Origin of the sequence: Micromonospora sp. B11E3 (assembly GCF_039871625.1) — a bacterium.
GTDB lineage: Bacteria > Actinomycetota > Actinomycetes > Mycobacteriales > Micromonosporaceae > Micromonospora.
This window is the reverse complement of sequence record NZ_JBDPMC010000053.1, coordinates 22,244-46,150: the sequence shown is the minus strand read 5'-3', so window position 1 is coordinate 46,150 and position 23,907 is coordinate 22,244. Positions and strand designations below refer to the sequence as shown.

The 23,907-nt window shown below is 73.6% G+C and carries 29 protein-coding genes; 18 read left to right on the top strand and 11 right to left on the bottom strand.

Going from position 1 to position 23,907, the window contains the following annotated elements; genetic code table 11:
* Positions 1-535: 535 nt before the first annotated feature.
* The gene (locus tag ABGB16_RS23395) at positions 536-745 is read right to left on the bottom strand and encodes a helix-turn-helix domain-containing protein (RefSeq protein WP_347670236.1); all 210 of its coding nucleotides are present in this window, start codon (positions 743-745) and stop codon (positions 536-538) included.
* A gap of 213 nt (positions 746-958) precedes the next feature.
* Between ABGB16_RS23395 and ABGB16_RS23390 the strand changes: the two genes are divergently transcribed.
* Together ABGB16_RS23390 and ABGB16_RS23385 are read left to right on the top strand one after the other, a co-directional pair.
* Positions 959-1,342 (top strand): DivIVA domain-containing protein, encoded by a 384-nt coding sequence (locus ABGB16_RS23390; protein ID WP_347670235.1) that lies wholly within the window; start codon positions 959-961, stop codon positions 1,340-1,342.
* A 209-nt stretch (positions 1,343-1,551) separates the two neighbouring features.
* Positions 1,552-1,806 (top strand): hypothetical protein, encoded by a 255-nt coding sequence (locus tag ABGB16_RS23385; RefSeq protein ID WP_347670234.1) that lies wholly within the window; start codon positions 1,552-1,554, stop codon positions 1,804-1,806.
* Positions 1,807-1,915: 109 nt separating this feature from the next.
* Here ABGB16_RS23385 and pstB read toward each other — a convergent pair whose 3' ends face one another.
* The 7 genes from pstB to ABGB16_RS23350 all read right to left on the bottom strand — a co-directional run bounded on the left by pstB (position 1,916) and on the right by ABGB16_RS23350 (position 9,436).
* Entirely contained in the window at positions 1,916-2,692 is a 777-nt protein-coding gene (pstB, locus tag ABGB16_RS23380; protein ID WP_347670233.1) for a phosphate ABC transporter ATP-binding protein PstB, read from the bottom strand.
* 20 nt (positions 2,693-2,712) lie between these two features.
* A complete protein-coding gene (gene pstA / locus ABGB16_RS23375; RefSeq protein ID WP_347670232.1) occupies positions 2,713-3,798 on the bottom strand; it encodes a phosphate ABC transporter permease PstA in 1,086 nt (361 codons plus the stop codon).
* The gene (gene pstC, locus ABGB16_RS23370) at positions 3,795-4,886 is read right to left on the bottom strand and encodes a phosphate ABC transporter permease subunit PstC (protein WP_347670231.1); all 1,092 of its coding nucleotides are present in this window, start codon (positions 4,884-4,886) and stop codon (positions 3,795-3,797) included. Before pstC ends, pstA begins: the two co-directional genes overlap by 4 nt.
* 48 nt (positions 4,887-4,934) lie before the next feature.
* The gene (pstS, locus tag ABGB16_RS23365; RefSeq protein WP_347670230.1) at positions 4,935-6,041 is read right to left on the bottom strand and encodes a phosphate ABC transporter substrate-binding protein PstS; all 1,107 of its coding nucleotides are present in this window, start codon (positions 6,039-6,041) and stop codon (positions 4,935-4,937) included.
* A 624-nt stretch (positions 6,042-6,665) separates the two neighbouring features.
* The gene (gene mshD / locus ABGB16_RS23360) at positions 6,666-7,592 is read right to left on the bottom strand and encodes a mycothiol synthase (RefSeq protein WP_347670229.1); all 927 of its coding nucleotides are present in this window, start codon (positions 7,590-7,592) and stop codon (positions 6,666-6,668) included.
* A gap of 71 nt (positions 7,593-7,663) precedes the next feature.
* Positions 7,664-8,515: a polysaccharide deacetylase family protein gene (locus tag ABGB16_RS23355; RefSeq protein ID WP_347670228.1), complete on the bottom strand. Its 852-nt coding sequence runs from the start codon at positions 8,513-8,515 to the stop codon at positions 7,664-7,666.
* A gap of 207 nt (positions 8,516-8,722) precedes the next feature.
* Positions 8,723-9,436 (bottom strand): response regulator transcription factor, encoded by a 714-nt coding sequence (locus tag ABGB16_RS23350; protein ID WP_347670227.1) that lies wholly within the window; start codon positions 9,434-9,436, stop codon positions 8,723-8,725.
* Positions 9,437-9,686: 250 nt separating this feature from the next.
* Between ABGB16_RS23350 and ABGB16_RS23345 the strand changes: the two genes are divergently transcribed.
* The 6 genes from ABGB16_RS23345 (at position 9,687) to ABGB16_RS23320 (ending at position 14,138) form a co-directional block, all read left to right on the top strand.
* Positions 9,687-10,742, top strand: a complete 1,056-nt coding sequence (locus ABGB16_RS23345; RefSeq protein WP_347670226.1) for a hypothetical protein — start codon at positions 9,687-9,689, stop codon at positions 10,740-10,742.
* Positions 10,743-10,841: 99 nt separating this feature from the next.
* Positions 10,842-11,630: a DUF2993 domain-containing protein gene (locus tag ABGB16_RS23340; protein WP_347670225.1), complete on the top strand. Its 789-nt coding sequence runs from the start codon at positions 10,842-10,844 to the stop codon at positions 11,628-11,630.
* A 131-nt stretch (positions 11,631-11,761) separates the two neighbouring features.
* Complete coding sequence (locus ABGB16_RS23335) at positions 11,762-11,839, top strand: Ms5788A family Cys-rich leader peptide (protein WP_311202345.1); 78 nt, start codon at positions 11,762-11,764, stop codon at positions 11,837-11,839.
* A 205-nt stretch (positions 11,840-12,044) separates the two neighbouring features.
* Entirely contained in the window at positions 12,045-12,893 is an 849-nt protein-coding gene (locus ABGB16_RS23330; RefSeq protein WP_347670224.1) for a sulfurtransferase, read from the top strand.
* Position 12,894: 1 nt separating this feature from the next.
* A complete protein-coding gene (locus ABGB16_RS23325; RefSeq protein WP_347670223.1) occupies positions 12,895-13,215 on the top strand; it encodes a DUF1416 domain-containing protein in 321 nt (106 codons plus the stop codon).
* Positions 13,216-13,292: 77 nt separating this feature from the next.
* The gene (locus ABGB16_RS23320; RefSeq protein ID WP_347670222.1) at positions 13,293-14,138 is read left to right on the top strand and encodes a hypothetical protein; all 846 of its coding nucleotides are present in this window, start codon (positions 13,293-13,295) and stop codon (positions 14,136-14,138) included.
* 77 nt (positions 14,139-14,215) lie between these two features.
* Here the strand turns inward: ABGB16_RS23320 and ABGB16_RS23315 are convergent, their stop codons facing one another.
* Entirely contained in the window at positions 14,216-14,590 is a 375-nt protein-coding gene (locus ABGB16_RS23315) for a DsrE family protein (RefSeq protein ID WP_347670221.1), read from the bottom strand.
* A gap of 12 nt (positions 14,591-14,602) precedes the next feature.
* Between ABGB16_RS23315 and mtfM the strand changes: the two genes are divergently transcribed.
* Together mtfM and ABGB16_RS23305 are read left to right on the top strand one after the other, a co-directional pair.
* Complete coding sequence (gene mtfM / locus ABGB16_RS23310; protein WP_347670220.1) at positions 14,603-14,707, top strand: small membrane protein MtfM; 105 nt, start codon at positions 14,603-14,605, stop codon at positions 14,705-14,707.
* Positions 14,708-14,888: 181 nt separating this feature from the next.
* A complete protein-coding gene (locus tag ABGB16_RS23305) occupies positions 14,889-15,479 on the top strand; it encodes an FABP family protein (protein ID WP_347670219.1) in 591 nt (196 codons plus the stop codon).
* Between the two features lie 95 nt (positions 15,480-15,574).
* On the opposite strand, the gene ABGB16_RS23300 is transcribed toward ABGB16_RS23305, so the two are convergent.
* Positions 15,575-16,423, bottom strand: a complete 849-nt coding sequence (locus ABGB16_RS23300; RefSeq protein WP_347670218.1) for an aminotransferase class IV — start codon at positions 16,421-16,423, stop codon at positions 15,575-15,577.
* A 108-nt stretch (positions 16,424-16,531) separates the two neighbouring features.
* Between ABGB16_RS23300 and ABGB16_RS23295 the strand changes: the two genes are divergently transcribed.
* From ABGB16_RS23295 to ABGB16_RS23280, 4 genes are all read left to right on the top strand, one after another.
* A complete protein-coding gene (locus tag ABGB16_RS23295; protein WP_347670217.1) occupies positions 16,532-16,960 on the top strand; it encodes a Fur family transcriptional regulator in 429 nt (142 codons plus the stop codon).
* Entirely contained in the window at positions 16,957-18,069 is a 1,113-nt protein-coding gene (locus ABGB16_RS23290; protein ID WP_347670216.1) for a folate-binding protein, read from the top strand. The genes ABGB16_RS23295 and ABGB16_RS23290 overlap by 4 nt, the downstream gene beginning before the upstream one ends.
* A gap of 57 nt (positions 18,070-18,126) precedes the next feature.
* Positions 18,127-18,972 carry a 3-keto-5-aminohexanoate cleavage protein gene (locus tag ABGB16_RS23285; protein ID WP_347670215.1) on the top strand — a complete coding sequence of 282 codons (846 nt, stop codon included), beginning with the start codon at positions 18,127-18,129 and terminating at the stop codon, positions 18,970-18,972.
* A 144-nt stretch (positions 18,973-19,116) separates the two neighbouring features.
* Entirely contained in the window at positions 19,117-20,076 is a 960-nt protein-coding gene (locus ABGB16_RS23280; protein ID WP_347670214.1) for an asparaginase, read from the top strand.
* A gap of 40 nt (positions 20,077-20,116) precedes the next feature.
* On the opposite strand, the gene ABGB16_RS23275 is transcribed toward ABGB16_RS23280, so the two are convergent.
* The gene (locus ABGB16_RS23275) at positions 20,117-20,914 is read right to left on the bottom strand and encodes an alpha/beta hydrolase (protein ID WP_347670213.1); all 798 of its coding nucleotides are present in this window, start codon (positions 20,912-20,914) and stop codon (positions 20,117-20,119) included.
* A gap of 111 nt (positions 20,915-21,025) precedes the next feature.
* Between ABGB16_RS23275 and ABGB16_RS23270 the strand changes: the two genes are divergently transcribed.
* From ABGB16_RS23270 to ABGB16_RS23255, 4 genes are all read left to right on the top strand, one after another.
* Complete coding sequence (locus ABGB16_RS23270; protein ID WP_347670212.1) at positions 21,026-21,676, top strand: helix-turn-helix transcriptional regulator; 651 nt, start codon at positions 21,026-21,028, stop codon at positions 21,674-21,676.
* Positions 21,673-22,569, top strand: a complete 897-nt coding sequence (locus ABGB16_RS23265) for a hypothetical protein (protein ID WP_347670211.1) — start codon at positions 21,673-21,675, stop codon at positions 22,567-22,569. The genes ABGB16_RS23270 and ABGB16_RS23265 overlap by 4 nt, the downstream gene beginning before the upstream one ends.
* Positions 22,570-22,650: 81 nt before the next feature.
* Positions 22,651-22,968, top strand: coding sequence for a DUF2516 family protein (locus ABGB16_RS23260; RefSeq protein WP_347670210.1), 318 nt, complete (start codon positions 22,651-22,653; stop codon positions 22,966-22,968).
* Positions 22,965-23,852, top strand: a complete 888-nt coding sequence (locus ABGB16_RS23255; protein WP_347670209.1) for an alpha/beta hydrolase — start codon at positions 22,965-22,967, stop codon at positions 23,850-23,852. The genes ABGB16_RS23260 and ABGB16_RS23255 overlap by 4 nt, the downstream gene beginning before the upstream one ends.
* The last annotated feature ends 55 nt before the right edge of the window (positions 23,853-23,907 follow it).

Genomic DNA, 23,907 nt, shown 5'->3' with positions numbered 1-23,907 from the left:
CCGGGCCGTTGGACGGCCCGAACGCCTCCACGGTGTCGTCCTGGCTGGAGGGGTGGGCGGGACCGGGGTGGCCGAATCCCGACATTGATGTGACCGCCCACGGTGCTGGGACGTCCACCGACCCCGGTCAGTCGCACATCGACAATCAGCCCGACGACGGCGGGATCCCCGGCGCCTGGGCCTGGCAGGGGCCGGACATGAGGTTTTCCTAACGCTCATGTCACCGGGGATCATTCAGTTGATCTTTAGGACACGGGGTCGAGCGTCTGGCCGGGCACGCAGCATTCGCCCCCGGATGCCTCTGTCGGCAAAAGGACCATTTGACGACAGCTACGGAACGGAGTCAATGGACCACTCCCGACCACGGGAATCCGACCCGCCGATCCAATGCAGGCCGATCCGAGTTGACGACAGCGTTTGATGACAGCTGGATCAGCGGTGTCGGCGACGATCGGATGAACAGGACAGGCAATGGCGGAGCTGGTCTACACGCGGGTGTCCACCGACGAGCAGAGCACCCAGCGGTAGGCCCTCCCTACGCGGGTTCGTCGGGCTCGGATCGCGGCCGGTGCTCGGTCGCCCAGTGCTCGATGTCCTCCGTCCGCCAGATGCGGCCGGCCTTCAGAACCGCTGCCGGCTCGGGGAAGTCCCGACGTTTGCTCAGAACCTCCACCCACTGCCGGGACACTCCGAGGTATTCCGCGATCTCGGCGGTTCCCATCACACGCAGCGGCTGACGTGGCACGCTGCGACCTTCCCAGCCCGGGACTAGTCAACCTCAATAGTGGGGTTGACTATGCGCCTTCTGGTGTTCAGACTGTTGCAGAAGGTCATCTCCCGTAGGGGAGGTCTTCGTACCGCCATCCCTGGCCGGTACGGCAGGGCCCGGTCCCGCCCCTGGGCGGCAACTCAGGGGCGGGCCGTCCTCTCCTGGCAGACGTCGAAAGGCAGGATCTCCATGAGACACCTCGTCGAGCGGCTGCTCGGCCGTCGTTCCGCCGTACGCGAGCGAGCCGGCGGGACCGCGTACCGGTCCGCGTCGTGCGTACCCCTGCGGGCGGCCGACGTGCGGACCCGCCGGTTCGGCCGCACCCGCCTCGGGCGGCGCGGCCTCGATCCCGACGAGGTGCTGACCTTCCTCGACCGGGTCGCCGCCGAACTGGCCGACGCACACGACGCGACCCATCGGGCCCGCCGTGAGACCGACCGGGTCAAGGACGCCCTCCGCCGGTGGCAGTCCGAGCAGGCGCGGGCCCGTGACCTGCTTCGGAACGCAAATCAGCGCCCGGCCGGCTACCGGCCGGCACCCGCACCCGGGCCAGCTCTGCTGCCGTACCGCTGAGCGAAGCTGCGGTGGCAGGGCGGGGCGGGTCCGTCCGGAGCCGGCCGTGGGACGGCCCCGCCCCTTCCAGACCCGCGACGTCAACCGAAAGGCGGCACCTGGTGAACGGCACGAATGGCGACCGCCGTAAATCTTGGTACGAAACGGCCCCTCCAGGGGCCACTTTTTACCAAGATCTACCCAGAGAGCCGGCACGGCGGGCGACGGAGGTGAGCGGGCATCGCTATCTCGTCCAGTTGCCGGTCGTCGCCGACGACCTGACCACCGCCGTACGGGTGGCCCGCGTCGTCGCCCGTTCGCTCAGCTTCCACAATCTCGTCGAGTGCGACGACGCCACCGTCGCCACCGTTGACCATCCAGGGGTACGGCATCCCGCCTTCTGCCCGAGGCACCTCGCCAACGGTCGGCGCTGTCTGCTCCGGCCCGAGCATGACGGGCCCTGCACCCGGCGTCTGCCCCGCTGACCTGCCGCCCGGGCCGGGGGCCCGAGACAGGGCTGGGCCGGGACAGGGGTGCTGAAAGGGACCCTCCCCAGGCAAAAGCGTTGAGAAGAGGCCCCTCCCTGCACACCTGTCAGCCGAAGCGGCCCGTGATGTAGTCCTCGGTCTTCTTCACGCTCGGGTTGCTGAAGATCTTCTGGGTGTTGTCGTACTCGATCAGGCGGCCGGGGTCGCCGGTCTTCTCGATCGAGAAGAAGGCCGTGCGGTCGGAGACCCGGGCGGCCTGCTGCATGTTGTGCGTGACGATGACGATCGTGAACTTGTCCTTGAGCTGGAACATCAGGTCCTCGATCGCCAGCGTGGAGATCGGGTCGAGCGCCGAGCACGGCTCGTCCATCAGGACCACCTGCGGCTCGACCGCGATGGTACGGGCGATGCACAGCCGCTGCTGCTGACCGCCGGACAGGCCGGCGCCGGGCTTGCCGAGGCGGTCCTTCACCTCGTCCCAGAGGTTCGCCGAGCGCAGCGCCCTCTCGGCCGCCTCCTCCAGGATCGACTTCCTGCGTACGCCGTTGAGTCGCAGCCCGGCCACCACGTTCTCGAAGATGCTCATGGTGGGGAACGGGTTGGGCCGCTGGAAGACCATGCCGATCATGCGGCGGACGGCGGTGACGTCCACGTCCCGGTCGTAGATGTCCTGGTCGTCGATGGTCAGGTTGCCCTCGACCCGGGCGCCGGGAAGCACCTCGTGCATCCGGTTGATCGACCGGAGGAACGTGGACTTGCCGCAGCCGGACGGCCCGATCAGGGCGGTCACCGTCTTCGGCTCGACCGTCATGCTGATGTTCTCGATCGCCTTGAAGCCCCCGTAGTAGGCGGTGACGTTCGTGGCTTCGATGCGCTTGGCCATGGTGGTGGTACCTCCGGGGTTCATCGGCCGAGCCGGTTGCGGCGGGCCAGCAGCTTCGCCGCGACCGTCAGGATCAGCACGAGGGCGACCAGGGTCAGCGCGGCGGTCCACGCCCGCGCCGGGGCGTACTTCGAGGCGTCGCCGGCCTGCTGGTAGACGAAGAGGGCCAGCGACGACTGGTTGTTCTCGAACGGGTTGAAGTTGATCGCCGCGCCGCCGCCGGCGACGAGCAGCACCGGGGCCGTCTCGCCCGCGGCCCGGGCGATGGCGAGCATCACACCGGTGACGATGCCCGGCAGCGCGGTGGGCAGCACGATCCGCAGGATGGTCTTCCACTTCGGTACGCCGAGGGCGTACGCCCCCTCGCGCAGCGGCGCCGGGACGAGACGCAGCATCTCCTCGGTGGACCGGACCACGGTGGGCAGCATGAGCACGCTCAGCGCGAGCGCGGCGGCGAAGCCGGAGAAGCCCGGCCGCCCGTCGTTGAACATCGGCGAGACGATCAGCACCCAGAACGCCAGCACGAACAGGCCGGCGACGATGGACGGGATGCCGGTCATCACGTCGACGAAGAACCGGATCGCGAACGCGAACCGGCCGCGGCCGTACTCGACCACGTAGATGGCACACAGGATGCCGAGCGGGACGGTGATCAGCGTGGCGATGCCGACCTGCTCCAGCGTCCCGACGATCGCGTGGTACGCGCCGCCGTTCGGGTCCCGCGCCCCGATGTTGTTCATCGAGGTGCCGAAGAAGTTGCCGTCGAGGCGCTCGGCGCCCTTGCTGACCAGCGTCCACACCACCGAGGCCAGCGGCAGCACGGCCAGCACGAACGCCGAGTGGATCAGGGCGCTCCAGGCGCGGTTGCGGGCCGCCCGCCGCCCCTCGACGGCGGTGCTGGCGGCGAAGAGCCCGGCCAGGTAGAGCAGCGCGGCGACGACCACGGTGAGCACCGGGCCGCCGATGCCGGTGCCGGACACGACGGCGGCGGCGACCACGATGGCCGCCAGGGCGATCGCCGGGGCGGCGTACCGGGGCAGCCGCTTCGCCCGGAGCGTGGTCGGCTGGGCCGGCGGGCGGGTGCGGTGGTTGGCGACAGTGGTCATGCGGCCGACTCCGTGAACTCCCGGCGGCGGTAGATGATCGCCCGCGCGGTGATGTTGACGATCAGCGTGATGGTGAACAGCACCAGGCCGGAGGCGATCAGCGCCCCGCGACCGGTGGCGTTGGCCTCGCCGAACGCGTTGGCGATGTTCGCGGCGATGGTGTTGCCGCCGTTCTGGATCAGGTTGAACGAGATGCCGAAGGTGATGCCGAGGGTCATCGCGAGCGCGATGGTCTCGCCGAGCGCGCGGCCCAGGCCGAGCATCACCGCGGCGACGATGCCGGGCCGGCCGTACGGGAGGACGGCGGTGCGGATCATCTCCCAGCGGGTCGCGCCGAGCGCGAGCGCCGCCTCCTCGTTGGCGGTCGGCGTCTGGAGGAACACCTCGCGGGACAGCGACGTGATGATCGGCAGCACCATGATCGCCAGCACCAGCGCGCCGAGCAGGATGGACTTGCCGAACGGGCCGTCACCGCCGAAGATCGGGATCCAGCCGAAGTACTCGTTCAGCCAGGCCGAGAAGTCCCGGACCGGGTTGACGAAGACGTCCCGGCCCCAGAGTCCGAACACCACGCTGGGGACGGCGGCGAGCAGGTCGATCAGGAAGCCGAGCGCGGTGCCGACCCGGCGCGGGGCGTAGTGCGACAGGTACAGCGCGATGCCCAGCGCCACCGGCACGGCGATCAGCAGCGCCAGCGCGGAGCTGAGCACGGTGCCGAAGGCGAGGGTGCCGATGCCGAACTTGGGCTGCGTCTCGTTGGGCGCCCAGCCCTCGTACGACCAGAAGTTCTCTGTGTTGGCGCGCAGGGCCGGTACCGCCTTGGCGATCAGGAAGACCGCGATGGCGGCGATGATCACCAGGACGGCGGTGCCGGCGGCCAGGGTCAGACCCCGGAACGCGCGCTCCGCGCCGAAGGCCCGGGCCCGGGGCAGCGCGCCGCCGCCGCCGAGGCCGTCCCCGCCCGGGGTACGGGTGCTGACTGGTGACTCGGCCACACGCGCCGAGGCACCGGCGGGCCGCTCCTGGCCTGAGGCCACGCGGATCCCGCCGGTGCCGGCGTCGGCCGAGCGGTGAGGGGTTTCACCCATCTGCTCGCTCGCTTCGATTGAGGGAGGTGGTGGTGGTGGAGCGGTCGGTCAGGAGAGGTTCTTGACCGCGGCCTCGACCTTGGTCCGGACCGTCTCCGGCAGCGGGGCGTAGCCCAGCTCGGTCAGGGCCGACTGGCCCTCGGCGCTGGCGGCGTGGCCCAGCAGGCCCTTGACCAGCGGCAGCTTGTCGGCGGCGAGACCCTTGCTGCAGACGATCTCGTACGTCACCAGGACGATCGGGTACGCCCCGGCCTCCTTGGTGTTGTAGTCGACCGACATCTTCAGGTCGTCGCCCTGGCCCTCGATCTTGGCCCCGGCGATGGTCTTGCCGGCGTTCTCGGCGGTCAGCTCGGCGAACTCGCCCGCGCCGTTACCGATCTTGGCGATCTTCAGGCCGGCGTTCTCGGCGAACGACCACTCCATGTAGCCGATGGTGCCGTCGGCGCCCTTGACCGAGCTGGCCACGCCGTCCGAGCCCTTGGCGCCGGTGCCGCCCGGGGCCTTCCACGCCTTGGCGTTCTCGAAGGTCCAGTCCGCGCCCGCGGTCTTGGCCAGGAACTTGGTGAAGTTGTCGGTGGTGCCCGACTCGTCCGAGCGGTGGACGGTCTGGATCGTGGTCGCCGGCAGCTTGGCGTCCGGGTTGTCGGCCTTGATCGCCGGGTCGTCCCACTTGGTCACCTTGCCGGCGAAGATCTTCGCCAGGGTGGCCGGCTTGAGCTGGAGGTTGTCCACGCCGCTGACGTTGTAGGCGACGGCCACCGGGCCGATCACCATCGGCAGGTGGATGGCCTTGCCGTCGGTGCACTTGGCGTCGGCCTGCGGCTGCTCCTCCGGCTTGAGGGCGGAGTCGGAGCCGGCGAAGTCGGCGGTGCCGGCGATGAACGCCTGGATGCCGGCGCCCGAGCCGGACGGCTCGTAGTTGATCGTGCTGCCGCTGCACTTCTGCTGGTACGCCTTGATCCACTCGGCCATGGCGTTCTTCTGGGCGGACGAGCCCTGAGCGTTCAGGGTGCCGGTGGCGCAGTCGGCCGCGGCGGCCGACCCGGAGGCCGAGGCGCCGGTGGCGGGCTCGTTGTTGTCCGAGCCGCATGCACTGAGACCGAGCACCGCAGTGAGAGCGAGGCAGGCGATAGTGCCGTGCCGCTGGAGCTTCACCTGAGGGGTTTCCCTTCACGTCTTCGATACGAGCCCGGATTCGGGGCCCGGGGGCAGCCGGCGCTTCCCGGCTGAACTGAAAGTTAGGAGGGCCAGGTAGCCGGTTCGCCGGTCGGAAGTGAACGGAGGGTGAACAGGTTCGGCCGGGAGGATGGCCGGAGGCTGAGGGTGGGTTGTCCAATAAGTGAACCCGCGGCCCACTATCGCTAATAATGCGATTTTTCCGGTCATGCGTTATCGCGCCGATGCCGCCGCGTGACGTTCCCGTGATGCCGCCTGCGCGCTCCATCCGCGGTGTCGGTCGTGCTGCCCGGGAGGTCCGGCCCGGCGGCGAGCTGGACCTGTGCCCCGGCGCCGCCGCCGCTCCGGTTCCTGACGGCGGGACCGGTGTTCGCGGCGTTGCGCGGCTGGGCTGTGCTTGGCGCCGCACGCGGGGCGGCACCATGCACACGGCCCCCTTTGCTCTGCACCCGTCCGCGCAGCGGCTACCCACGGTGACCGCTGCGTCGGTGGGTGCAGAGCAAAGGGGGCGAAACGTGGTGGGGGAGGTCGACGGCGATCGGTCGGCCCAGCCGCCCCCGCCCGCCCAGCCGCCCGGCGCCGCCCTGGGCGCCCCGGCCGGCCTCAGCCGAGCTGGTAGTTGACGTGGGCGCACCAGCGGGCGAACCCGAGCCGCTCGTAGAGCGCCACCGCAGCCGTGTTGGACTCGTCGACGTAGAGCATCACCCGGTCCAGCCCGCGCCGGTCCCGCAGGTACGCCAGCCCCGCGGCGGTGAGTGCCCGACCCAGGCCGCCGCCGTGCGCCGCCGGGTCCACCCCGAGCACGTAGACCTCGCCGATCCGGGCCGACCCGGGCCGGTCGTGCACCTTGGTCCAGTGGAAGCCCAGCAGGCGGCCGGTGGCCGACTCCTCGGCGAGCAGGAAGCCGGCCGGATCGAACCACGGCTCGGCGAGGCGTACCCGCAGGTCCGCCTCCGTCCAGCGGCCCTGCTCCGGGTGGCTCGCGAAGGCCCGGGTGTTGAGCGCGAGCCAGGCGTCGTCGTCCGCCCCGGGGACGAACGCGCGCACCGTGACCCCGTCGGGCAGTAGCGGTTCGGCCAGCGGGGCGGTGAGCGGGCGGCGCATCTGCCAGAGCACCCGCGCCCGGGTGAAGCCCAGGTCCACGGCGAGGGCGGCGGCCGACGGGTGGTCGCCGTGCGCCCAGGCGCGCAGCGGACCCGAGGCGCTGGCCAGCACGCCCCGGGCCAACGCCCGCCCGGTGCCCTGCCGCCGGTGTCCCGGGTGGACGGCCAGTTCCACGCCGACGCCGGCACCCGGATCGGTCGTGTCCAGATGCGCGTACCCGGTCAGCGTCCCGTCCGGGGCGCGGGCGGTCAGGTGCACGGCCGGCGCCCCGGGGTCGCGCAGCCGGAGCAGGGTGTGCTCGTCGAACGGGTCGGCCCCGTCGGCGTCGCCGGCCGCCCGGGCCAGGGTCAGCACGTCGGCCACCTCGGCCGGGGTCAGCACGTGGGTCCGGGTCACCCGGTCGGTCGTCGGCTCGGCGCTGCTCACCCCGTAACCGTATCGGGCGCGGGCTGACCGCTCAGGCGGCGCGGCGCCGTCACCGGCGACCACCCGCCCGCTCAGGTGGTGCCGGTCGGCAGCGCCGCCAGCCGGAACCGGGCGGTCAGGTCGGGCAGCAGGGTGCGCAGCGCGTCGACGGTGCCCTGCCGGTCGCCACCGGCGTCGTGCAGCAGGACGATCGCTCCGGGCTGGGTGTTGGCCGAGACGGTGGCGGCGATCACGTCGGCCCCCGGCATCTGCCAGTCCGTGGGGTCGACGGCCCAGTGCAGCGGGACCAGCCTCAGGTCGTCGGCCACGGACACCACCGACTTGGTCCACGCCCCGCCGGGCTGCCGGTAGTACGCGATGCGCGCGTCCGGCACGGCCGCCCGGATCGCGGCGTTGGTGCGCTGCATGTCGTCCCGGATCGCGGCGGGGGGCTGCTCGCCCAGTAGCACGTCGTGGTTCCAGGAGTGGTTGCAGAGGGTGTGCCCGTCGGTCACGATCGCCCGGACCAGGTCGGGGTGGCTCTGGGCCATCTCGCCGACCACACAGAACGTGGCCTTGACGCGGTACCGCCGCAGCAACTCCAGGACCTGCGGGGTGTAGTACGGGTCGGGCCCGTCGTCGAAGGTCAGCGCCACGTTCGCGGAGCCGGTGGTCACCTGGCTCCCGAACGGCCCCTCCATCGCGGTCTCCAGCCCCGGTATCTCCCCGCCGTCGCGCCCGGTCGCGCTGGGGCCGGGGCTGGGGGCCCCGGGGCTCCGGCTGGTGCCGCCCGCGGGCGGCTGGTCGGCGGAGGCGGTCGGCCGCGCCGAGCTGCCGGTCGGCTCCGGCGTCATGCTGCGGCCGAGCACGTACGCGGAGCCGAGCAGCGCCGCCACCACGAGCGTGGCGACCACGACGAAACGTCGGTCGGTCCCGGTGCCCATCAGCGGACACCGCCCTTCCGCTCCCGAAACTTCCCGTTCTTCGCCCCCGTGTTCATGGCACGCACCGTCGCCCCTTCCCTCCGTCAACCCGACAGTCAGCGTAGAAGCGACTAGTCAGGCAAAAGGGGCATGCGAAAACACTTCGCCCGAACGGGGTGGGGGTCGGGCGGGAGGCGAGCGGGGTTTCGACCCGGCGACGCCGCCGGGTCAGACGGACAGCGGGGCTGCCTCGGTGTCCGGCAGCGACCGCGACGGCGGCACGACGAACTTGTAACCCACCTGGCGGACCGTACCGATCATCGACTCGTACTCGGAGCCCAGCTTGGCCCGCAGCCGTCGGACGTGCACGTCCACGGTCCGGGTGCCGCCGAAGTAGTCGTACCCCCAGACCTCGCGCAGCAGCTGGTCCCGGGTGAACACCCGGCCCGGGTGCTGCGCGAGGAACTTCAGCAGCTCGAACTCCTTGTACGTCAGGTCGAGCGGGCGGCCCTTGAGCCGCGCGGCGTACGTGTCCGGGTCGATGGTCAGCTCGCCCGCCCGGATCGAGCCGCCGGCCCCGGCCGTGGCGTTGCTGATCCGCCCCACCGCCAGCCGGAGTCGGGCCTCCACCTCGGCCGGACCGGCGCTGGCGAGGATGACGTCGTCGACGCCCCAGTCGGCGTTGAGCGCGATCAGTCCGGCTTCGGTCACCACCGCGACCAGCGGCACCCCGAGCCCGGTGGCGTGCAGCATCCGGCAGGTGGCTCGCGCCTCGCTCAGCTCGGAGCGGGCGTCGACCAGCACCGCGTCGGGCGTGGGGCCGGCGACCAGGGTCCGGACGTCTCGCGGCGCGGTGCGCACCGAGTGTGGCAGCAGGTCGAGCGCTGGCAGCACCATCGATGCCTCACCCGCGCGTGCGGTCACCAGTAGCAGGATCTCCACGCGGTCACCTCCGTCCCGGCGGCCGTGGCCGCATGCGACCAGCGACACTCGGGGCGGGGAGTGGCGCTGAGAACTACCGTGGTCCCGGCGTCGCTGACGGGCGGGTAACGGATCGAGCGTAACGGACCACCCGAGCTGCGCCCTTGCGTGATTTCCCGTTTGCCGGGCTTGTCCACGCTCGCGCCGCAGGTTTTAACGTCGCCGAAACGGCGACCACCGTCCCGGCGCCGTGGTCTGGCACGATCGGGGCGTGTATCCCTCGACCTCCCCCGAGGCCGGCCGGGACCCGTGGGCCGACGACGCGCGCCCGGGGCCGGCCGGTCGTGCGCACCCACCGACGCCGCGCACCGGCCCGGACGTCGGCGACGACGGCCCCCGGCCGCGCCGGCGCGGTCCCCGGCGACTGCGCCGGGGCGACGACCCGGGCTGGCGGCCGGACGACGAGCCGGGTGACGGAGCGGACGACGAGGAGGAGATCGAGCCGGTCGAGGTGCGCCGGCCGCTCTCGCTCACCGTCGCCGGGTTCGCCGCGCTGCTCTGCGTCGGCCTGGTGCTCGGCGCGCAGACCGCCGGTCCGGGGCACCGGCTGCCGTTCGCGTTCATCATCTTCGGCGTACAGCTGCTCTTCGTCCTCGCCTGGACGATGGCCATGCGCCCGCCCGCGCTGCTGGTGGTCGCCGTGGTCAGCGCCGTGGTCGCCGCCGCCGCGGACACCGCGGCGGTGCAGTCCGACATCGCCGGGTTGGCCCCCCTCGGCTACCTGGCCGCTGGCGGCTTCCTGCTCGGCGTCCTCGGGCAGTTGTTCCGCCGGGTCGACCGGGTCCGGGTCACCGACTCGCTCGGCAGCACTCTGCTGATCGTGGTCGGCGTGGTGGCGTTCGGCACCCTGATCGTGCTCGGCCGCGTCCCGGCCGGCACCCAGGCGATCACCATCTGCCTCACCGCCGCGGGCGTCGCGCTCACCGTCGCCCGGCTCACCGACGCGGTGCTGCCCTGGCCCCGGCTCGCGCCGCAGGTGCCGCGGGGCGCGGCGGGCGTCGTCGCGGGTGCGATGGTCGGCACGCTGACCAGCGCCCTCCTCGGCAGCTTCCTCGTCAGCTTCACGCCCACCAGCGGCGCCCTGGTCGGGCTGGTCACCGCCGCCACCGCCGTCCTGGCCGACCTCGCCGTCGGGTACGCCGAGGCGGGCCGGCTGATGGCCGGCGAGCCGCCGACGATGTGGATCGCCCGGCACATGCAGGGCCCGCTCGGCGGCTTCGCGCTCGCGGCGCCGGCGGCGTACGCGATGTGCGTACTGTTCCTGTGACCGCCGGCCGGCCTGGCCGGCGGTTGGGATCTTCACCTCTCGGGTATTGACCGGGGCGCGCCGCGCAACGGCGGCACCGGTACGACAGAAGGAGGCGGTGTGGCCGAGGCCCACCCGGCGTACGACGAGCGTCCCCGGCGGCGCGGGCGCAAGGTGCTCATCACGCTCGTGGTGTTGCTGCTGGTTCTGGTCGGGCTCGTCGTGGTCGCCGACCGGGTGGCCGCCGGGGTGGCCGAGCGGGCCATCGCCGAGCAGGTCCGTCAGGAGATCGCCAAGCAGGACGCGCAGTCGGCCGCGCCCAGCGTCCAGGTCGGCGGCTTTCCCTTCCTGACCCAGGTGCTGGCCGGCGAGTACGAGCGGATCTCCATCGGGCTGCGCGACGTGCGGGCCTCGGTGCGGGGCGACATGGTCAGCCTGACCGAGCTGAACGTGGACGCCCGCAACGTCCGGGCCTCGCTGGAGACCCTGCGCACACAGCAGGGCGACGTGGTCGCCGAGACCGTCGACGGCAGGGGCGTCATCACGTACGACAGCCTCGCCAAGCTCCTCGACCGGCCCGGGCTGACCCTCGCCGAGCGGGACGGCAAGCTCGCCGTGACCGCCCCCGTCGACATCCTCGGCCAGAAGCTGACCGTCACCGGGACGGCCGAGGTGAGCGTCGGCAAGGAGGGCCAGGTGTCGCTGCGTTTCGCCGACCTGGACGCCGAGGGGTTGCCCCGGGTGCCGCTGGCCCGCACCCTGCTGAACAACTACGCCCGGAGCATCTCGGTCGACGTGCCGCTGCAGGACCTGCCCCTGCGGTTGAAGGTGCGCGAGGTCAAGCCGCTGCCCCAGGGGCTCGAGGTGACCGTCGGGGCGAAGGACGTCCCGATCAACTCCGCGGGCTGAGCGCCGCGCCGTCCGGGTCTGCCCGGCCGGCCCGCCCGCCCGGTGTGCCCGGTCGGAGTGGCCGGAACGGCCGTCCCGGATGCTGGTCGGGCCGGTGGCGTTTGCTGGGACGGCTGGTAGTGTCCCTGCGTATGGGGACGCTCCTCACCAAACGGCGCGCGGTCGACCTGTGCCGCGTGGCCACCTGCCTGTGTCGCCCCGTCATCTGACGGCGGGGCTGTCCTCGGCCGCCTAGGCGGCCACCGGCCACAGGGTCGCGTACCCACCGGTGTTCTCCCTTGATCGCCCGGCAGCGGCGCCGTCGCACGAACCCGTGATCCCGTCCTAACCCAGGGGCCCGCGCGTGGTGCGACAATCACAGATTTCGATCTCCACGCGCAGGCTCACCGTCCATCCTCACCAGGGAGTGATTCGATGAGTCGCGACACCGCACTCGTCTCGGCAGAGTGGGCCGAGAAGAACCTCGACGCACCGGGTGTCGTCTTCGTCGAGGTCGACGAGGACACCTCGGCATACGACACCGGCCACATCGCCGGTGCGATCAAGCTCGACTGGAAGACCGACCTGCAGGACCCGGTGCGCCGGGACTTCGTCAACAAGAGCCAGTTCGAGGCGCTGCTGTCCGAGCGGGGCGTCGGCAACGACGACACCGTCATCCTGTACGGCGGCAACAACAACTGGTTCGCCGCGTACGCGTACTGGTACTTCAAGCTGTACGGCCACCGCGACGTCAAGCTGCTCGACGGCGGCCGCAAGAAGTGGGAGCTGGACGCCCGCCCGCTGGTCACCGACAAGGTGGAGCGCCCGAAGACGCAGTACGTCGCGCAGGAGCCGGACACCTCGATCCGCGCCTTCCGGGACGACGTCGTCGCCGCGATCGGCGCCAAGAACCTGGTCGACGTGCGCAGCCCCGACGAGTACGCCGGCCGGCTGCTCGCCCCCGCCCACCTGCCGCAGGAGCAGGCGCAGCGCGCCGGCCACGTGCCGACCGCGATCAGCGTGCCGTGGTCCAAGGCGGCCAACGAGGACGGCACCTTCAAGTCCGACGACGAGCTGCGCAAGATCTACGCCGACGCCGGTCTGGACGACAGCAAGGAGACCATCGCCTACTGCCGGATCGGCGAGCGCTCCTCGCACACGTGGTTCGTGCTGCAGGAGCTGCTCGGCCACCAGAACGTGAAGAACTACGACGGTTCCTGGACCGAGTACGGCTCGCTGGTCGGCGTGCCGGTCGCGCTCGGTGACGAGCCTGGGGAGGCCTGACATGACAGCTCCGACCACCGCCGGTTGCGCCGCGCCCGACCAGGCCGCGCCGCTGCCCGCCAGCCTCGACCTCGAGAAGGAAACCGTCATCACCGGCGTCGTCCGGTCCGAGGCGGGTGAACTGGTCCCGGGCGCGTACGTCCGGCTGCTCGACTCGACCGGTGAGTTCACGGCCGAGGTCGTCACCTCGCCGGCCGGCCAGTTCCGGTTCTTCGCCGCGCCCGGCAGCTGGACGCTGCGGGCGCTGTCCCGGCACGGCAACGGCGACACCGCCGTCACCGCCGCGCGCGGGATCAACGAGGTGGCCGTCACGGTCGCCTGACCCGCATCGCGCAGTCACGGGCCGGTCGCCCCCGACGGGGTGACCGGCCCGTGCGCGTGACGTGACACCATGAGCGGGTGAGTGGTGCTGTCCACGCGGGCTACGCCCCGCCGACCGGTCCGTCCGAGCCGACGCCCACCCGTCGCCGGTCCCGCTGGCTGCTCGCCGCGGCCGTGGTCTGGGGCGTGCTGCTCGCCGTGCTCACCTGGGTGTCGGTGCGCACCGACGGGCCGACCGTCCGCGAGCAGCGCACCCTGGCGCAGGCCGGCCCGGTGGTCGACCGGGCGGTCGGCGAGCTGGTCGCGGCGGCCGGCGGCCGGGTCGTCACGCTCGCGCCGGAGCGCGTCACGTCCGGCTGCCGGGTCACCCCGATGCTGGACGGCGCGGCGCTGGAGCGGGCCGTCGAGGTCATGACCGGCGGCGACGACCCGCGCGCGGTGCTGGAGCAGGTCTCCGACCGGCTCCCGGCGACCTGGCGCGCCGGCGTCCTGGCGACCGGCGACGGGCCCCGGCTGCGCGCCGACGCCGGGGAGTTCGTGGCGGTCGCCGGGCGGCCGGCCGGCGACGGCCGGGTCCGGCTGACCGTGGCGACCGGGTGCCGCCCCGTCGGCGACGGCTACCGCCCGCCCGCCGCCCAGGGCGGCCCGGAGGCGGACGCGCTGGCCGCCGCGCTGCGCGCGCTGGGCAACCCGGCCGCACCCGCGCCGCAGACGCTCGCCGCGCCCTGCCCCGGCGGCGGCTCGGCCCGCACCGCCCGCGTCACGCTCGACCCCGTCCCGGCGGAGCCGGCCCGCGCGCTCGCCCCGGTCGCCGCCGGCGCCGTTTTCCTCGACGCCCCCGAGGTGTACGCCTACCGTCAGGGCCCGGTGACGGTGGCCCTGACCGGCGGGGAGCTGACCGCCACCACCGGCTGCGCGGCCTGACTACCGGCGGTGTCGCCTGACCACCGGCCCGCCCTGCCTGTGACCGGCGGCGGCTGAGCGTTCGACGGCCGACGTGGTCAGTAGACCAAGGCCTGCGCCCCGTCGGCCATGGCCTCCTCGACGAAGACCGCCGCCCCGGCGATCCGTACGCCCGGCAGGACGTCCCCGGGGCCGATGTCCCGCCGGGCGGCGCACTGGGTGCAGGCGGTGACCTTGCCCGTCGTCATGATCACATGCAGCAGTTCGGCCAGCGGCGCGGAGTGCGGCAGCTCGAACTCCTGCGCCCGGCCCGGCAGCGCGAACCAGGTCGACTCACCGGTCAGCCAGAGCGAGACGTCCACCCCGGCGGCTGCGGCGGTGGCGGCCACCGTGAATGCCTGGGCGCACCGCTCCGGCGCGTCGGCGCCTGCGGTGGCCTTGACGACGAGAGTGCGGGCCATGCCGCCCAGCATAGGATGGCCGGGATGGTTACCGAGATCGGGTTCGTCAGCCTGCTGGTCGCCGGCCTGGGCGCGCTCGCCGGTGGCCTGGTCTACCTGGCAGTGCAGATTTCGAGAGGACGTTGGTGAGCGCGAGGAGTGAGCCGGGTTTGCGAGCCCCGCAGTCGCGAACGGAGATGGCCCGGTGAGCGCGAGGAGTGAGCCGGGTTTGCGAGCCCCGCAGTCGCGAACGGAGATGGCCCGGTGAGCGCGAGGAGTGAGCCGGGTTTGCGAGCCCCGCAGTCGCGAACGAAGAAAGGCGAGTGAACCGGTGAGCGACGAGAACCCCCTGCAGCCGCCGTGGCTGAACGCGCCCCCGGTCGACCCGTATCCGTACGAGGAGAGCCACGACCTGCGCGTCGGCCCGAAGCTGCACCCCACACTGGACGGCCTGCTGCCGTACGTCGGGGTGTGGCGGGGCCGGGGCCGGGGCGGCTATCCGACCATCGAGGACTTCGACTACGCGCAGGAGATCCGGATCAGCCACGACGGCCGGCCGTTCCTGTTCTACGAGTCGCGGGCCTGGATCCTCGACGAGCAGAGCCGGCCGGTGCGCCCCGCCGGCCGTGAGGTCGGCTGGTGGCGGCCCGTACTGGCGGGCGAGCGGGCCACCGACGAGATCGAGGCGCTGATGACCACGCCCACGGGCGTGATGGAGCTGCACATCGGCAAGCGCAAGGGCACCCAGTTGGAGTTCGTGACCGACGCGGTGGTGCGTACCTCCACCGCCAAGGAGGTCACCGCCGGGCACCGCCTCTTCGGCATCGTCGAGGGTGCCCTGCTCTACGCCCAGGAGATGGCCGCCGTCGGCCAGCCCCTCAGCCCGCACCTCTCCGCCCGCCTGATCCGCGTCGCCGGCTGACGCCCCGCCCCCGCTTTCCCCGTCGATCATGGGGTTGCCGGCGTGTTCGGCCTCCGTTTCCGCCGTCAGCTCCATGATCAACGCACCGGGTGAGGTCAGGGGGGTGGGAAGGGGAGGAGGGACTGGAGGAGGGGCGTGTGGGGGGAGGGCCGCAGGCGGGTTCCGTCCAGGGTGTGGACGGGGGCCAGGCCGCGGACCGAGGAGGTGAACCAGACGCCCTCGGCGGCGCGCAGCTCGGCCGGGGTGACCATCCGTTCCGCCGCGGCGAGGCCGAGCTCGCCCGCGTGCTCCAGCAGCCAGGCGGCGGTCACCCCCGGCAGGATCCCGGTCGCGGCCGGCGGCACGGTGCACAGGGTGCCTCCGGCCAGCCAGACCACGTTCGCCGCGGGCGCCTCCAGGGCGTACCCGTCGGTGGAGACCCAGAGCGCGTCGTCCACGCCGTGCGCGGCGGCCCAGCGGCGGGCGGCGGCGCTGACCGCGTACGACGTCGACTTTGTCCCCACGGGCAGCCAGTCCAGGGCGGCGCGGGCGTGGGCGGCCACGCCCAGCGGCAGGGTCGCCACCGAGATCCCGACCCGACGGGCCGACCGGGCGGTCGCGGGCACCTCGGCCAGCGTGGCGTACACCACGGGCGCCCGCGCGCCCTCCGGGCCCCGGGTACAGACGAGCCGCAGCGCTCCCTCGACGTCGGCGGGCCAGCCCGCGCAGACGGTTGCCAGGAGTTCGACGAGCACGCCGGTCGGCGGCAGCGGCAGGTCGATCCGGGCGGCGCCCCGGGCCAGCCGGGCGAGGTGCTCGTCGCGCAGCCAGGGCCGCCCGCCGCCCAGGTACATGGTCTCGAACAGCCCGTCCCCCTGGAGCACGCCCAGGTCGTCGCCGCGCAGCGCCGGCTCCCCGGCGGGCAGCAACCCCCGCCCGAGCACCGCGATCCTGGCCGCCACCACGACCGCGAAGCGTAGCGGGGAACCGGCGCCCCGCGTGGGAACCCGCCCCACCCCGGACGGCGCGGCGCAGTGTCGGGGGCGGTGCGGCGGCCGAACTATGATCGGGGGGTGTCCGAATCCTCCCTCGCGGAAGTGCTCCGCGCCCGTGGGTTGCGGCTCACGGCGCAGCGGCAGCTGATCCTCCAGGCGGTGCTGGATCTGGGGCACGCCACACCGGAGCAGGTGCACAGCGCGGTCCGCGAGGTCGCCGCCGGGGTCAACATCACCACCATCTACCGGACGCTGGAGCTGCTGGAACGCCTCGGCCTGGTCACCCACACCCACCTCTCGCACGGCGCGCCCACCTACCACGCCGCGGGCGAGCACCAGCACGTCCACCTGGTGTGCCGGGAGTGCGGCGCGATCGACGAGATCGAGCCGGAGCTGCTGCGGCCGCTGGCCGACCAGCTGGCCGAGCAGCGCGGGTTCCAGGTGGACATCGGGCACGTGGCGCTCTTCGGCGTCTGCGGAAGCTGCGAGGACGGGGAGCGGAAATGATCGAGATCGCGGGAGCGGTGGCCGTCGAGGCGATCGACGAGGCGAGCCGGGACCAGCCCGACCCGGAGCACCGGGCCGCCGGCGTACGCGGGGTCGCCGCCCACTACGGTGACCCGCTGCGCGAGCAGCGCATCCTGGACACCGCCGTCGGCCTGGTCGACCGCTCGCACCGGGGCGTGGTCGCGGTGCCCGGCGAGGAGCGGACCGGCTGGCTGCACACGCTGACCACCCAGCACCTGGCCACGTTGCGGGTGGGCGAGGGCACCGAGCTGCTGGTGCTCTCGCCGCACGGGCACGTCGAGCAGCACGCCATGGTCGCCGAGGACGGCGTCACCACCTGGCTGGACACCGAGCCCGGGGCCACCGACGGCCTGCTGACGTACCTGGAGAAGATGCGGTTCTTCAGCCGGGTCGACCCGCGCGACGCGACCGCCGAGCAGGCCCTGCTCTCCCTGGTCGGGCCGGAGGCGACCGGCGCGCTCGCCACGCTCGGCGTGACCGGGCTGGCCGAACCCGACGCGCTCGCGGTGCCGGGCCCGAAGTTCCGCTCCGGCGAGCTGCCGCCGCGGCCCACCGTCCGGTACGCGGTCGCGCCGCTGCCCGACGGTGGGTGGGCCCGCCGGGGCCCGTTGGGCGTGGACCTGCTGGTGCCCCGGCCGGCCATGGACGACGTGGTCGCCCGGCTGCGCGACGCGGGCGTGCCGGTGGCGGGGCTGTGGGCGTACGAGGCGATCAGGGTGGCCGCCCGGCGGGCCCGGGTCGGGGTGGACACCGACCACCGGACCATTCCCGCCGAGGTGGACCTGGTCGGCCCGGCGGTGCACCTCGACAAGGGTTGCTACCGCGGCCAGGAGACGGTGGCCCGGGTGCACAACCTGGGCCGGCCGCCGCGTCGCCTCGTACTGCTGCACCTGGACGGGGTGACCACCGACCAGCCGCCGGCCGCCGGCACGCCGGTGACCCTGGACGACCGGGCGGTCGGCTTCGTCGGCACGGCCGTGCAACACCACGAGCTCGGCCAGATCGCCCTGGCGGTGCTGAAGCGCAACGTCCCCGACGACGCCCGCCTCCGCGTCGGCGAGACCGCCGCCGCCGTCGACGCGGAGTAGGGTCCCGCCGGACGCGCTGTCCGCTCGGGCCTGGACGGGGCGTCTAGGATCGCCGGCATGACAACAGGGACGTTGATCACGGTTGCCCCCACCGGCGCGGAGTCGGCCAAGTCGGATGTGCCGGCGTTGCCGGTCACGCTCGACGAGCTGCTGCTGACGGCGAAGGAGTGCGAGGCGCTCGGCGCCGCCGTGATCCACGTCCACATCCGCGACGACGAGGCGCGTCCGACCCTCGACCAGGGCCGGCTGCGGGAGACGGTGGCGGCGCTGCGCGAGGGCACCGACCTGATCGTGCAGCTCTCCTCCGGTGGCGCGGTGACCGACCCGGAGGCCGACCGCCTGGCGGTGCTGGACGCGGGGCCGGACATGGCCTCCTGCACCATGGGCACGGTCAACTTCGGCGACGACGTCTTCCTCAACCGCTGGGAGTTCATCGTCGACCTGCACACCCGGATGCAGGAGCGCGGCATCGTGCCCGAGTACGAGATCTTCGACCTCGGCCACCTGACCTCCCTGCAACGGCTGCTGGGCAAGTACGGGCTGCCGTTCGGCGGGCACGTGCACGTCGACTTCGTGATGGGCGTGCCGGGCGGCATGCCGGGCACGCTTCAGGCGCTGGCCGCCGCGCACCAGGCGTTGCGGGACCTGCCCGAGGGCACCACCTTCTCGGCCACCGGCGTCGGCCGCACCACCCTTCCGGTGCTGCTGGCGTCCCTGTCGGCCGGCGGGCACCTGCGGGTCGGCATGGAGGACACCATCACGTACGCGAAGGGCCAGCCGGTCGAGTCGAACATGCAGTTGGTCGCCCGGGCGGTCGGCTTCGCGCAGCTCGCCCAGCGCCCACCGCTGACCGCCGCCGAGGCCCGTGAGCTGCTCGGAATCCAACGGACGACGGTGGCGTGAGCCTGTCCGGTCCTACCCGCGGGTGGCCGGCGGTGCTGCCCCGGCGGTAAGCACCGCCTCGGCGCGAGCCCCTGTCGCCGCCCGGGCAACCGGCCTGGTCACCCCCGTTCCGGCCCGCCTGGGCGCGTCGGTACCGTCCACGTCGTGACAACGACGTACGAGGGCGGCGTGCCGCTCGCCGAGGTGGTCCGCTCCGACTTCGTGGAGGGCCTGCACCGCGGCTCGGTCGTGGTGCTCGACGCGGCGGGCGCGCCCGTGGCCGCCGCCGGGGACGTGCGCTCGGGGGTCTTCCCCCGCTCGTCCAACAAGCCGATGCAGGCGATCGGGATGCTGCGCGCCGGGCTGTCGTTGACCGACCCGGCCGACGTGGCGCTGGTGTCGGCGAGCCACGCCGGGGAGGAGTTCCACCTGGCCCGGGTCGCCGCGCTGCTGGCCGCCGCCGGGCTGGACGAGTCGGCCCTGCACTGCCCGCCCGACCTGCCCGTCGGCGAGCTGGCCCGCGACGCGGTGCTGCGGGCCGGCGGCGGGCCGACCCGGACGCAGATGAACTGCTCCGGCAAGCACACGGGCATGCTGCTCACCTGCCTGGCTGCGGGCTGGCCCCGCGACGGCTACTGGTGGCCGGAGCACCCGCTGCAGCGCCAACTGCGTGCGGCGGTCGAGGAGTTCTGCGGCGAGGAGGCGTCGGCGGTCGGGGTGGACGGCTGCGGCGCTCCCGTGCTCGCCGTCTCGCTCACCGGGCTGGCCCGGGCGTACCTGCGGCTGGTGTCCGGCGAGCCGGGCTCCGTGGAGCGGACCGTCGCGGACGCCATGCGGGCCCACCCGGAGATCGTCGGCGGCACCTGGGCGGAGGACACCCGGCTGATGCGCGGGCTGCCCGGCGTGCTGGCGAAGATCGGCGCGGAGGGCGTCATCGCCGCCGCGCTGCCGGGCGTCGGCGCGGTCGCGCTGAAGATCGACGACGGGGCGGGGCGGGCCCGGATGCCGGTCCTGGTCTCCGCGCTGCGCCGGCTGGGCGTCCAGGCGCCGGTCCTCGACGAGTACGCCGAGCAGCCGCTGCTCGGCGGCGGCGTACCGGTCGGGGCGGTCCGCCCCGTCTGGTGAGCCGTGGGGAGGGGCCCCTTGTCGACGGGGCCCCTCCTCGTCACCTCAGGAAGTCCAGCAGGGCGGCGTTGACGGCGTCGGGGCGCTCCAGGGGGAGCAGGTGCCCGGCGTCCGGGACGTCGGGCAGCCGCACCGCGCCGGGCGCCTCGGCCGCGATCCGGTCGGCGAGCCGCCCGATGTCCGGCACGTCGGCCGCGCCGGCGGTGACCAGCACCGGTACGCGCAGCTCCCCGAGCCGCCCGACCGCCGGCGGGTCGAGTTCGGTCATGTCCACGGCGCTCAGGGTCAGCTCGGAGGCCAGCGCCCGGCGGTCCATCTCCTCGGCGAACCGGATCAGCTCCGGGTCGACGTCCGCGGGCCGGCGGCCGGGGCCGACCACCCAGAACCGCACCTCGCCGGCCGCGCTGGCCGCGAGGTCCTCGGGATCGGTCTCGCCGACCAGTTCGTCCCAGAGGTCGTTGGCCTCCTCGGACCACTCGTTGCCGGAGACGGCCGTGCCGAAGAGGGCGAGCGAGGCGACCCGCTCCGGGTGCGCCAGCGCGGTGTCGATCGCGACCGCGCCGCCGAACGAGCAGCCGACCAGGGCGGCCCGGGGCAGCTCCAGCGCGTCGAGCAGGCCGGCCACGTCGTCGTGGTGGGCGAACGCGTGGGGCGGCAGCTCGGAGTCGCCGTAGCCGCGCAGGTCCACGGCGATCACCCGGTGCCGTTCGGCCAGGACGGGCACCTGGGCCCGCCACATCCGCCGGTCGGCGATGCCCGCGTGCAGCAGCACCACCGGGCTGCCGCTGCCGGCGTCGTCGTACGCCAGGGACGCGCCGTTGATCTCGATCTTCGTCACGAGGGAACGGTACGGACCGGACGGACGGGCCGCAACGAGCCGGGTGAGACCCCGCTAACTGCGGCAAGCGTTCTGCTTGCAGTTGCTAGCGGTCGGGGTTACGGTCGAGGCATGGCCAGTCCCAAGGACCTACCCGACATCGGCGGGTTCATCCGCGATCTGCGCCGCAACGCGAAGATCTCGCTGCGGCAGCTCGCCGAGCAGGCGGGCGTCAGCAACCCGTACCTGAGCCAGATCGAGCGCGGCCTGCGCAAGCCGAGCGCGGAGGTGCTGCAGCAGCTCGCGAGCGCGCTGCGGGTCTCCACCCCCGCGATGTACCTGCGGGCGGGCCTGCTCGACGACAAGGAGGGCCAGGGCGTGCTGGCGGCGATCGCGGTCGATCCCGACCTGACGATGGCCCAGAAGCAGTCGCTCAGCCAGATCTACGAGACGTTCCGGCGGGAGAACGCGCGACTCGCCGAGGCCACGGCGGCCGCCGAGGCGGCAGGGGCAGCCGCGGACGCCGCACCGAGCGGCGCCGCCGCCCAGGCGGGAACGCCGGCCGCGGCCACGCCGGGCACGGCGCCGGAGGCGCCCGCCACGGTCAACCCGGCCGCGACCGGACCCGTCGGCCCGGAGGGCAGCCCAACCGAGGCCGTACTGGAATCCGTTGCCGTCACCGAGGCGGGCCCGGCGCCCGCCCCCGGCAGCGGCACCACCGCGAGGGAGGCCGCCCCGGAGGCGGCCCGGAAGACCGCCGCGGCGGTCGAAGAGGAGAAATGATGACCCAGCCGAAGACCAACCGCATCCCGGCCCCGCTCTATGCCGCCGCCGGCGCCGGCGACCTGGCGATCGAGCAGCTCCGCAGGCTGCCCGAGGTGGTCACCGACCTGGGCGGCAGGGTCGTCGCCGAGTTGGGCGGCAAGGCCGTCGTGGCCGGCTTCGAGCTGCGCCAGAAGGCCACCGAGACCCTGCGTACGGCGAACCAGACCGCTGCCGAGCTGCGCGGCGGGTCCGTCCCGGCCGAGCTGAACCGGCTCCGCGAGGCGGCCGACCTGAACAAGCTGCGCGCGGTGGCCGACGTCAACCGGCTCCGCGAGGCCGCCGACCCCGACCGGCTGCGCGACCTGGCCGCCCGCAACGCCGCCGCCGTCGTCGCCGGCGCCCAGGCCGCCCAGGAGCGGGCCCTGGCCGCGTACGCGCAGTTGGTGGCCCGTGGCGAGCGGGTGGTCGGTGCCGGCGTGCTGGAGGCCGCCGACACGGTCAACGCCGACATCGAGGCGACCGAGGCCGGGCTGAACGTGGCCCCGGCCGCCACCCCGGCTCCCGCCCCGGCAGCCACCCCGACTCCGGCCCCGGCCGCCGCCCAGGCTCCCGCTGCGGCCCCGGCCGGCGACGCCGCCGTCACGGTGGCGAAGACCGGCGCGACGGAGGTCCCGACTCCGGCCGACGTGGCCGAGGCCGCCGAGACCAAGCCGGCCGCTAGGACCCCGCGCACCCGGGCGACCAAGGCGACCGCCACCAAGGCGACCGCCACCAAGGCGACCGCCACCAAGGCGACCGCGACCCGGACGACCGCCGGCCGGTCGGCCGCGGAGAGCGCCAAGCCGGCGGACGGCGACACCCCGTCGGCCAAGCTGCCGAGGACCCGGCGCACCCGGCCGACGGCCGAGTGATCCAGCCCGGGCGGATGCCGAAGACGGCCCTGGATGCGTCCCGGCGGACGGATCCGGGGTCGTCGGCATAAGCTTGCCGGCATGGCCATCGCCGCGCCGATCTTCGCCTTCGAGATCCAGTACTGGATCACCACGCTGCTGCTGGTGTTCGCCCTCGTCATCGAGGGGGTGGCACTGGTGCACGCGATCATCCAGCGCGGCGACGCGTTCTCGGCGATCGGCACGCTGCCCAAGGGCGGCTGGATCGCCATCCTCGCCGTCTGCCTGGTGCTCACCCTGCTGACCCAGAACGTGCTGAACATCTTCGGGCTGATCGGCGTCGCCGCGGCCCTCATCTACCTGCTCGACGTCCGGGCCGGGCTGCGCGACCTGCACGACGGCCGGGGATCGTCCTGGTGAGAGGGTTCCGCTGGCCGCCGCCGCCCGACGGCGGGCCACGGACCTGGGGCCCCGGTCCCGGCGCCCCGCGTACCGGCCGGCCGGCGCTGCCGGAGCCGGAGACCGAGCTGGTGGCCACCCCGCACGGCGTACGGCTGGAGCGGCTGGTCACCGGCGCCGGCGACCCCGTGACGGTGTTCGCGCACGGGCTGGGCAGCGGCATCGCCACCACCCGCCCGTTCGGCAGTGGGGTCGCCGGCCGCAAGGTCTTCTTCCAGTTCCGCGGGCACGGCCGTTCCGACTCGCCGCCCGGCCCGTGGAGCTACCTCGACCTGGCTCGCGACCTGCGGGCCGTCGCCGACCTCGAAGGCGCCTCCCGGGCGTTCGGGGCCAGCCTCGGCGCGGGCGCGCTCTGCCGGCTGCTCGCCGAGAGCCCGGAACGCTTCGAGCGGCTGGTCTTCTTCCTCCCGGCGGTGCTCGACCGCCCCCGCGGCAGGGTCGCCCGGGACCGGATCATCGACCTGCTCGACGCGGTGGGCAGCGGTGACGCCTCCGCCGTCGCCGAGGTCGTCTCGTACGAGCTGCCGCCCGCGGTGCGCAACACCCCGGCCGGCTGGGCGTACCTGCGGCAGCGGCTGGACCAGTTGCTCCGCGACGGCCTGGCGCCCGGCCTGGTCGCCCTGCCCGACCAGGTTGCCCTGCCGGAGCGGGCGGCGCTGGCGGCGGTGACCGCCCCGGCCCTGGTGCTGGCCTGCGCGGGCGACGACCTGCACCCGGTCGAGGTCGCCGAGCAGCTCGCCGCCGCCCTGCCCCGGGCCACCCTGCACGTGTACGACCGCCCGGGCGTGCTCTGGACGGAACGCGCCGACCTGCGGGAGCGGATTTCCGGGTTCCTCAACGGGTAACGCGTGGGCGCCGACACCGAGGTAGCGGCTTGAGGCGGCTCCCGGCGGCGTACGC

Excerpts from the sequence above, each read along its gene's own strand:
- ABGB16_RS23390 (WP_347670235.1), top strand. The coding sequence starts at position 959 with ATGAGACACCTCGTCGAGCGGCTGCTCGGCCGTCGTTCCGCCGTACGC.
- pstB (WP_347670233.1), bottom strand. The coding sequence starts at position 2,692 with ATGGCCAAGCGCATCGAAGCCACGAACGTCACCGCCTACTACGGGGGC.
- pstA (WP_347670232.1), bottom strand. The coding sequence starts at position 3,798 with ATGACCACTGTCGCCAACCACCGCACCCGCCCGCCGGCCCAGCCGACC.
- pstC (WP_347670231.1), bottom strand. The coding sequence starts at position 4,886 with ATGGGTGAAACCCCTCACCGCTCGGCCGACGCCGGCACCGGCGGGATC.
- ABGB16_RS23355 (WP_347670228.1), bottom strand. The coding sequence starts at position 8,515 with ATGGGCACCGGGACCGACCGACGTTTCGTCGTGGTCGCCACGCTCGTG.
- ABGB16_RS23335 (WP_311202345.1), top strand. The coding sequence starts at position 11,762 with ATGGGGACGCTCCTCACCAAACGGCGCGCGGTCGACCTGTGCCGCGTG.
- ABGB16_RS23330 (WP_347670224.1), top strand. The coding sequence starts at position 12,045 with ATGAGTCGCGACACCGCACTCGTCTCGGCAGAGTGGGCCGAGAAGAAC.
- ABGB16_RS23325 (WP_347670223.1), top strand. The coding sequence starts at position 12,895 with ATGACAGCTCCGACCACCGCCGGTTGCGCCGCGCCCGACCAGGCCGCG.
- ABGB16_RS23315 (WP_347670221.1), bottom strand. The coding sequence starts at position 14,590 with ATGCTGGGCGGCATGGCCCGCACTCTCGTCGTCAAGGCCACCGCAGGC.
- mtfM (WP_347670220.1), top strand. The coding sequence starts at position 14,603 with ATGGTTACCGAGATCGGGTTCGTCAGCCTGCTGGTCGCCGGCCTGGGC.
- ABGB16_RS23290 (WP_347670216.1), top strand. The coding sequence starts at position 16,957 with ATGATCGAGATCGCGGGAGCGGTGGCCGTCGAGGCGATCGACGAGGCG.
- ABGB16_RS23285 (WP_347670215.1), top strand. The coding sequence starts at position 18,127 with ATGACAACAGGGACGTTGATCACGGTTGCCCCCACCGGCGCGGAGTCG.
- ABGB16_RS23270 (WP_347670212.1), top strand. The coding sequence starts at position 21,026 with ATGGCCAGTCCCAAGGACCTACCCGACATCGGCGGGTTCATCCGCGAT.
- ABGB16_RS23265 (WP_347670211.1), top strand. The coding sequence starts at position 21,673 with ATGATGACCCAGCCGAAGACCAACCGCATCCCGGCCCCGCTCTATGCC.
- ABGB16_RS23260 (WP_347670210.1), top strand. The coding sequence starts at position 22,651 with ATGGCCATCGCCGCGCCGATCTTCGCCTTCGAGATCCAGTACTGGATC.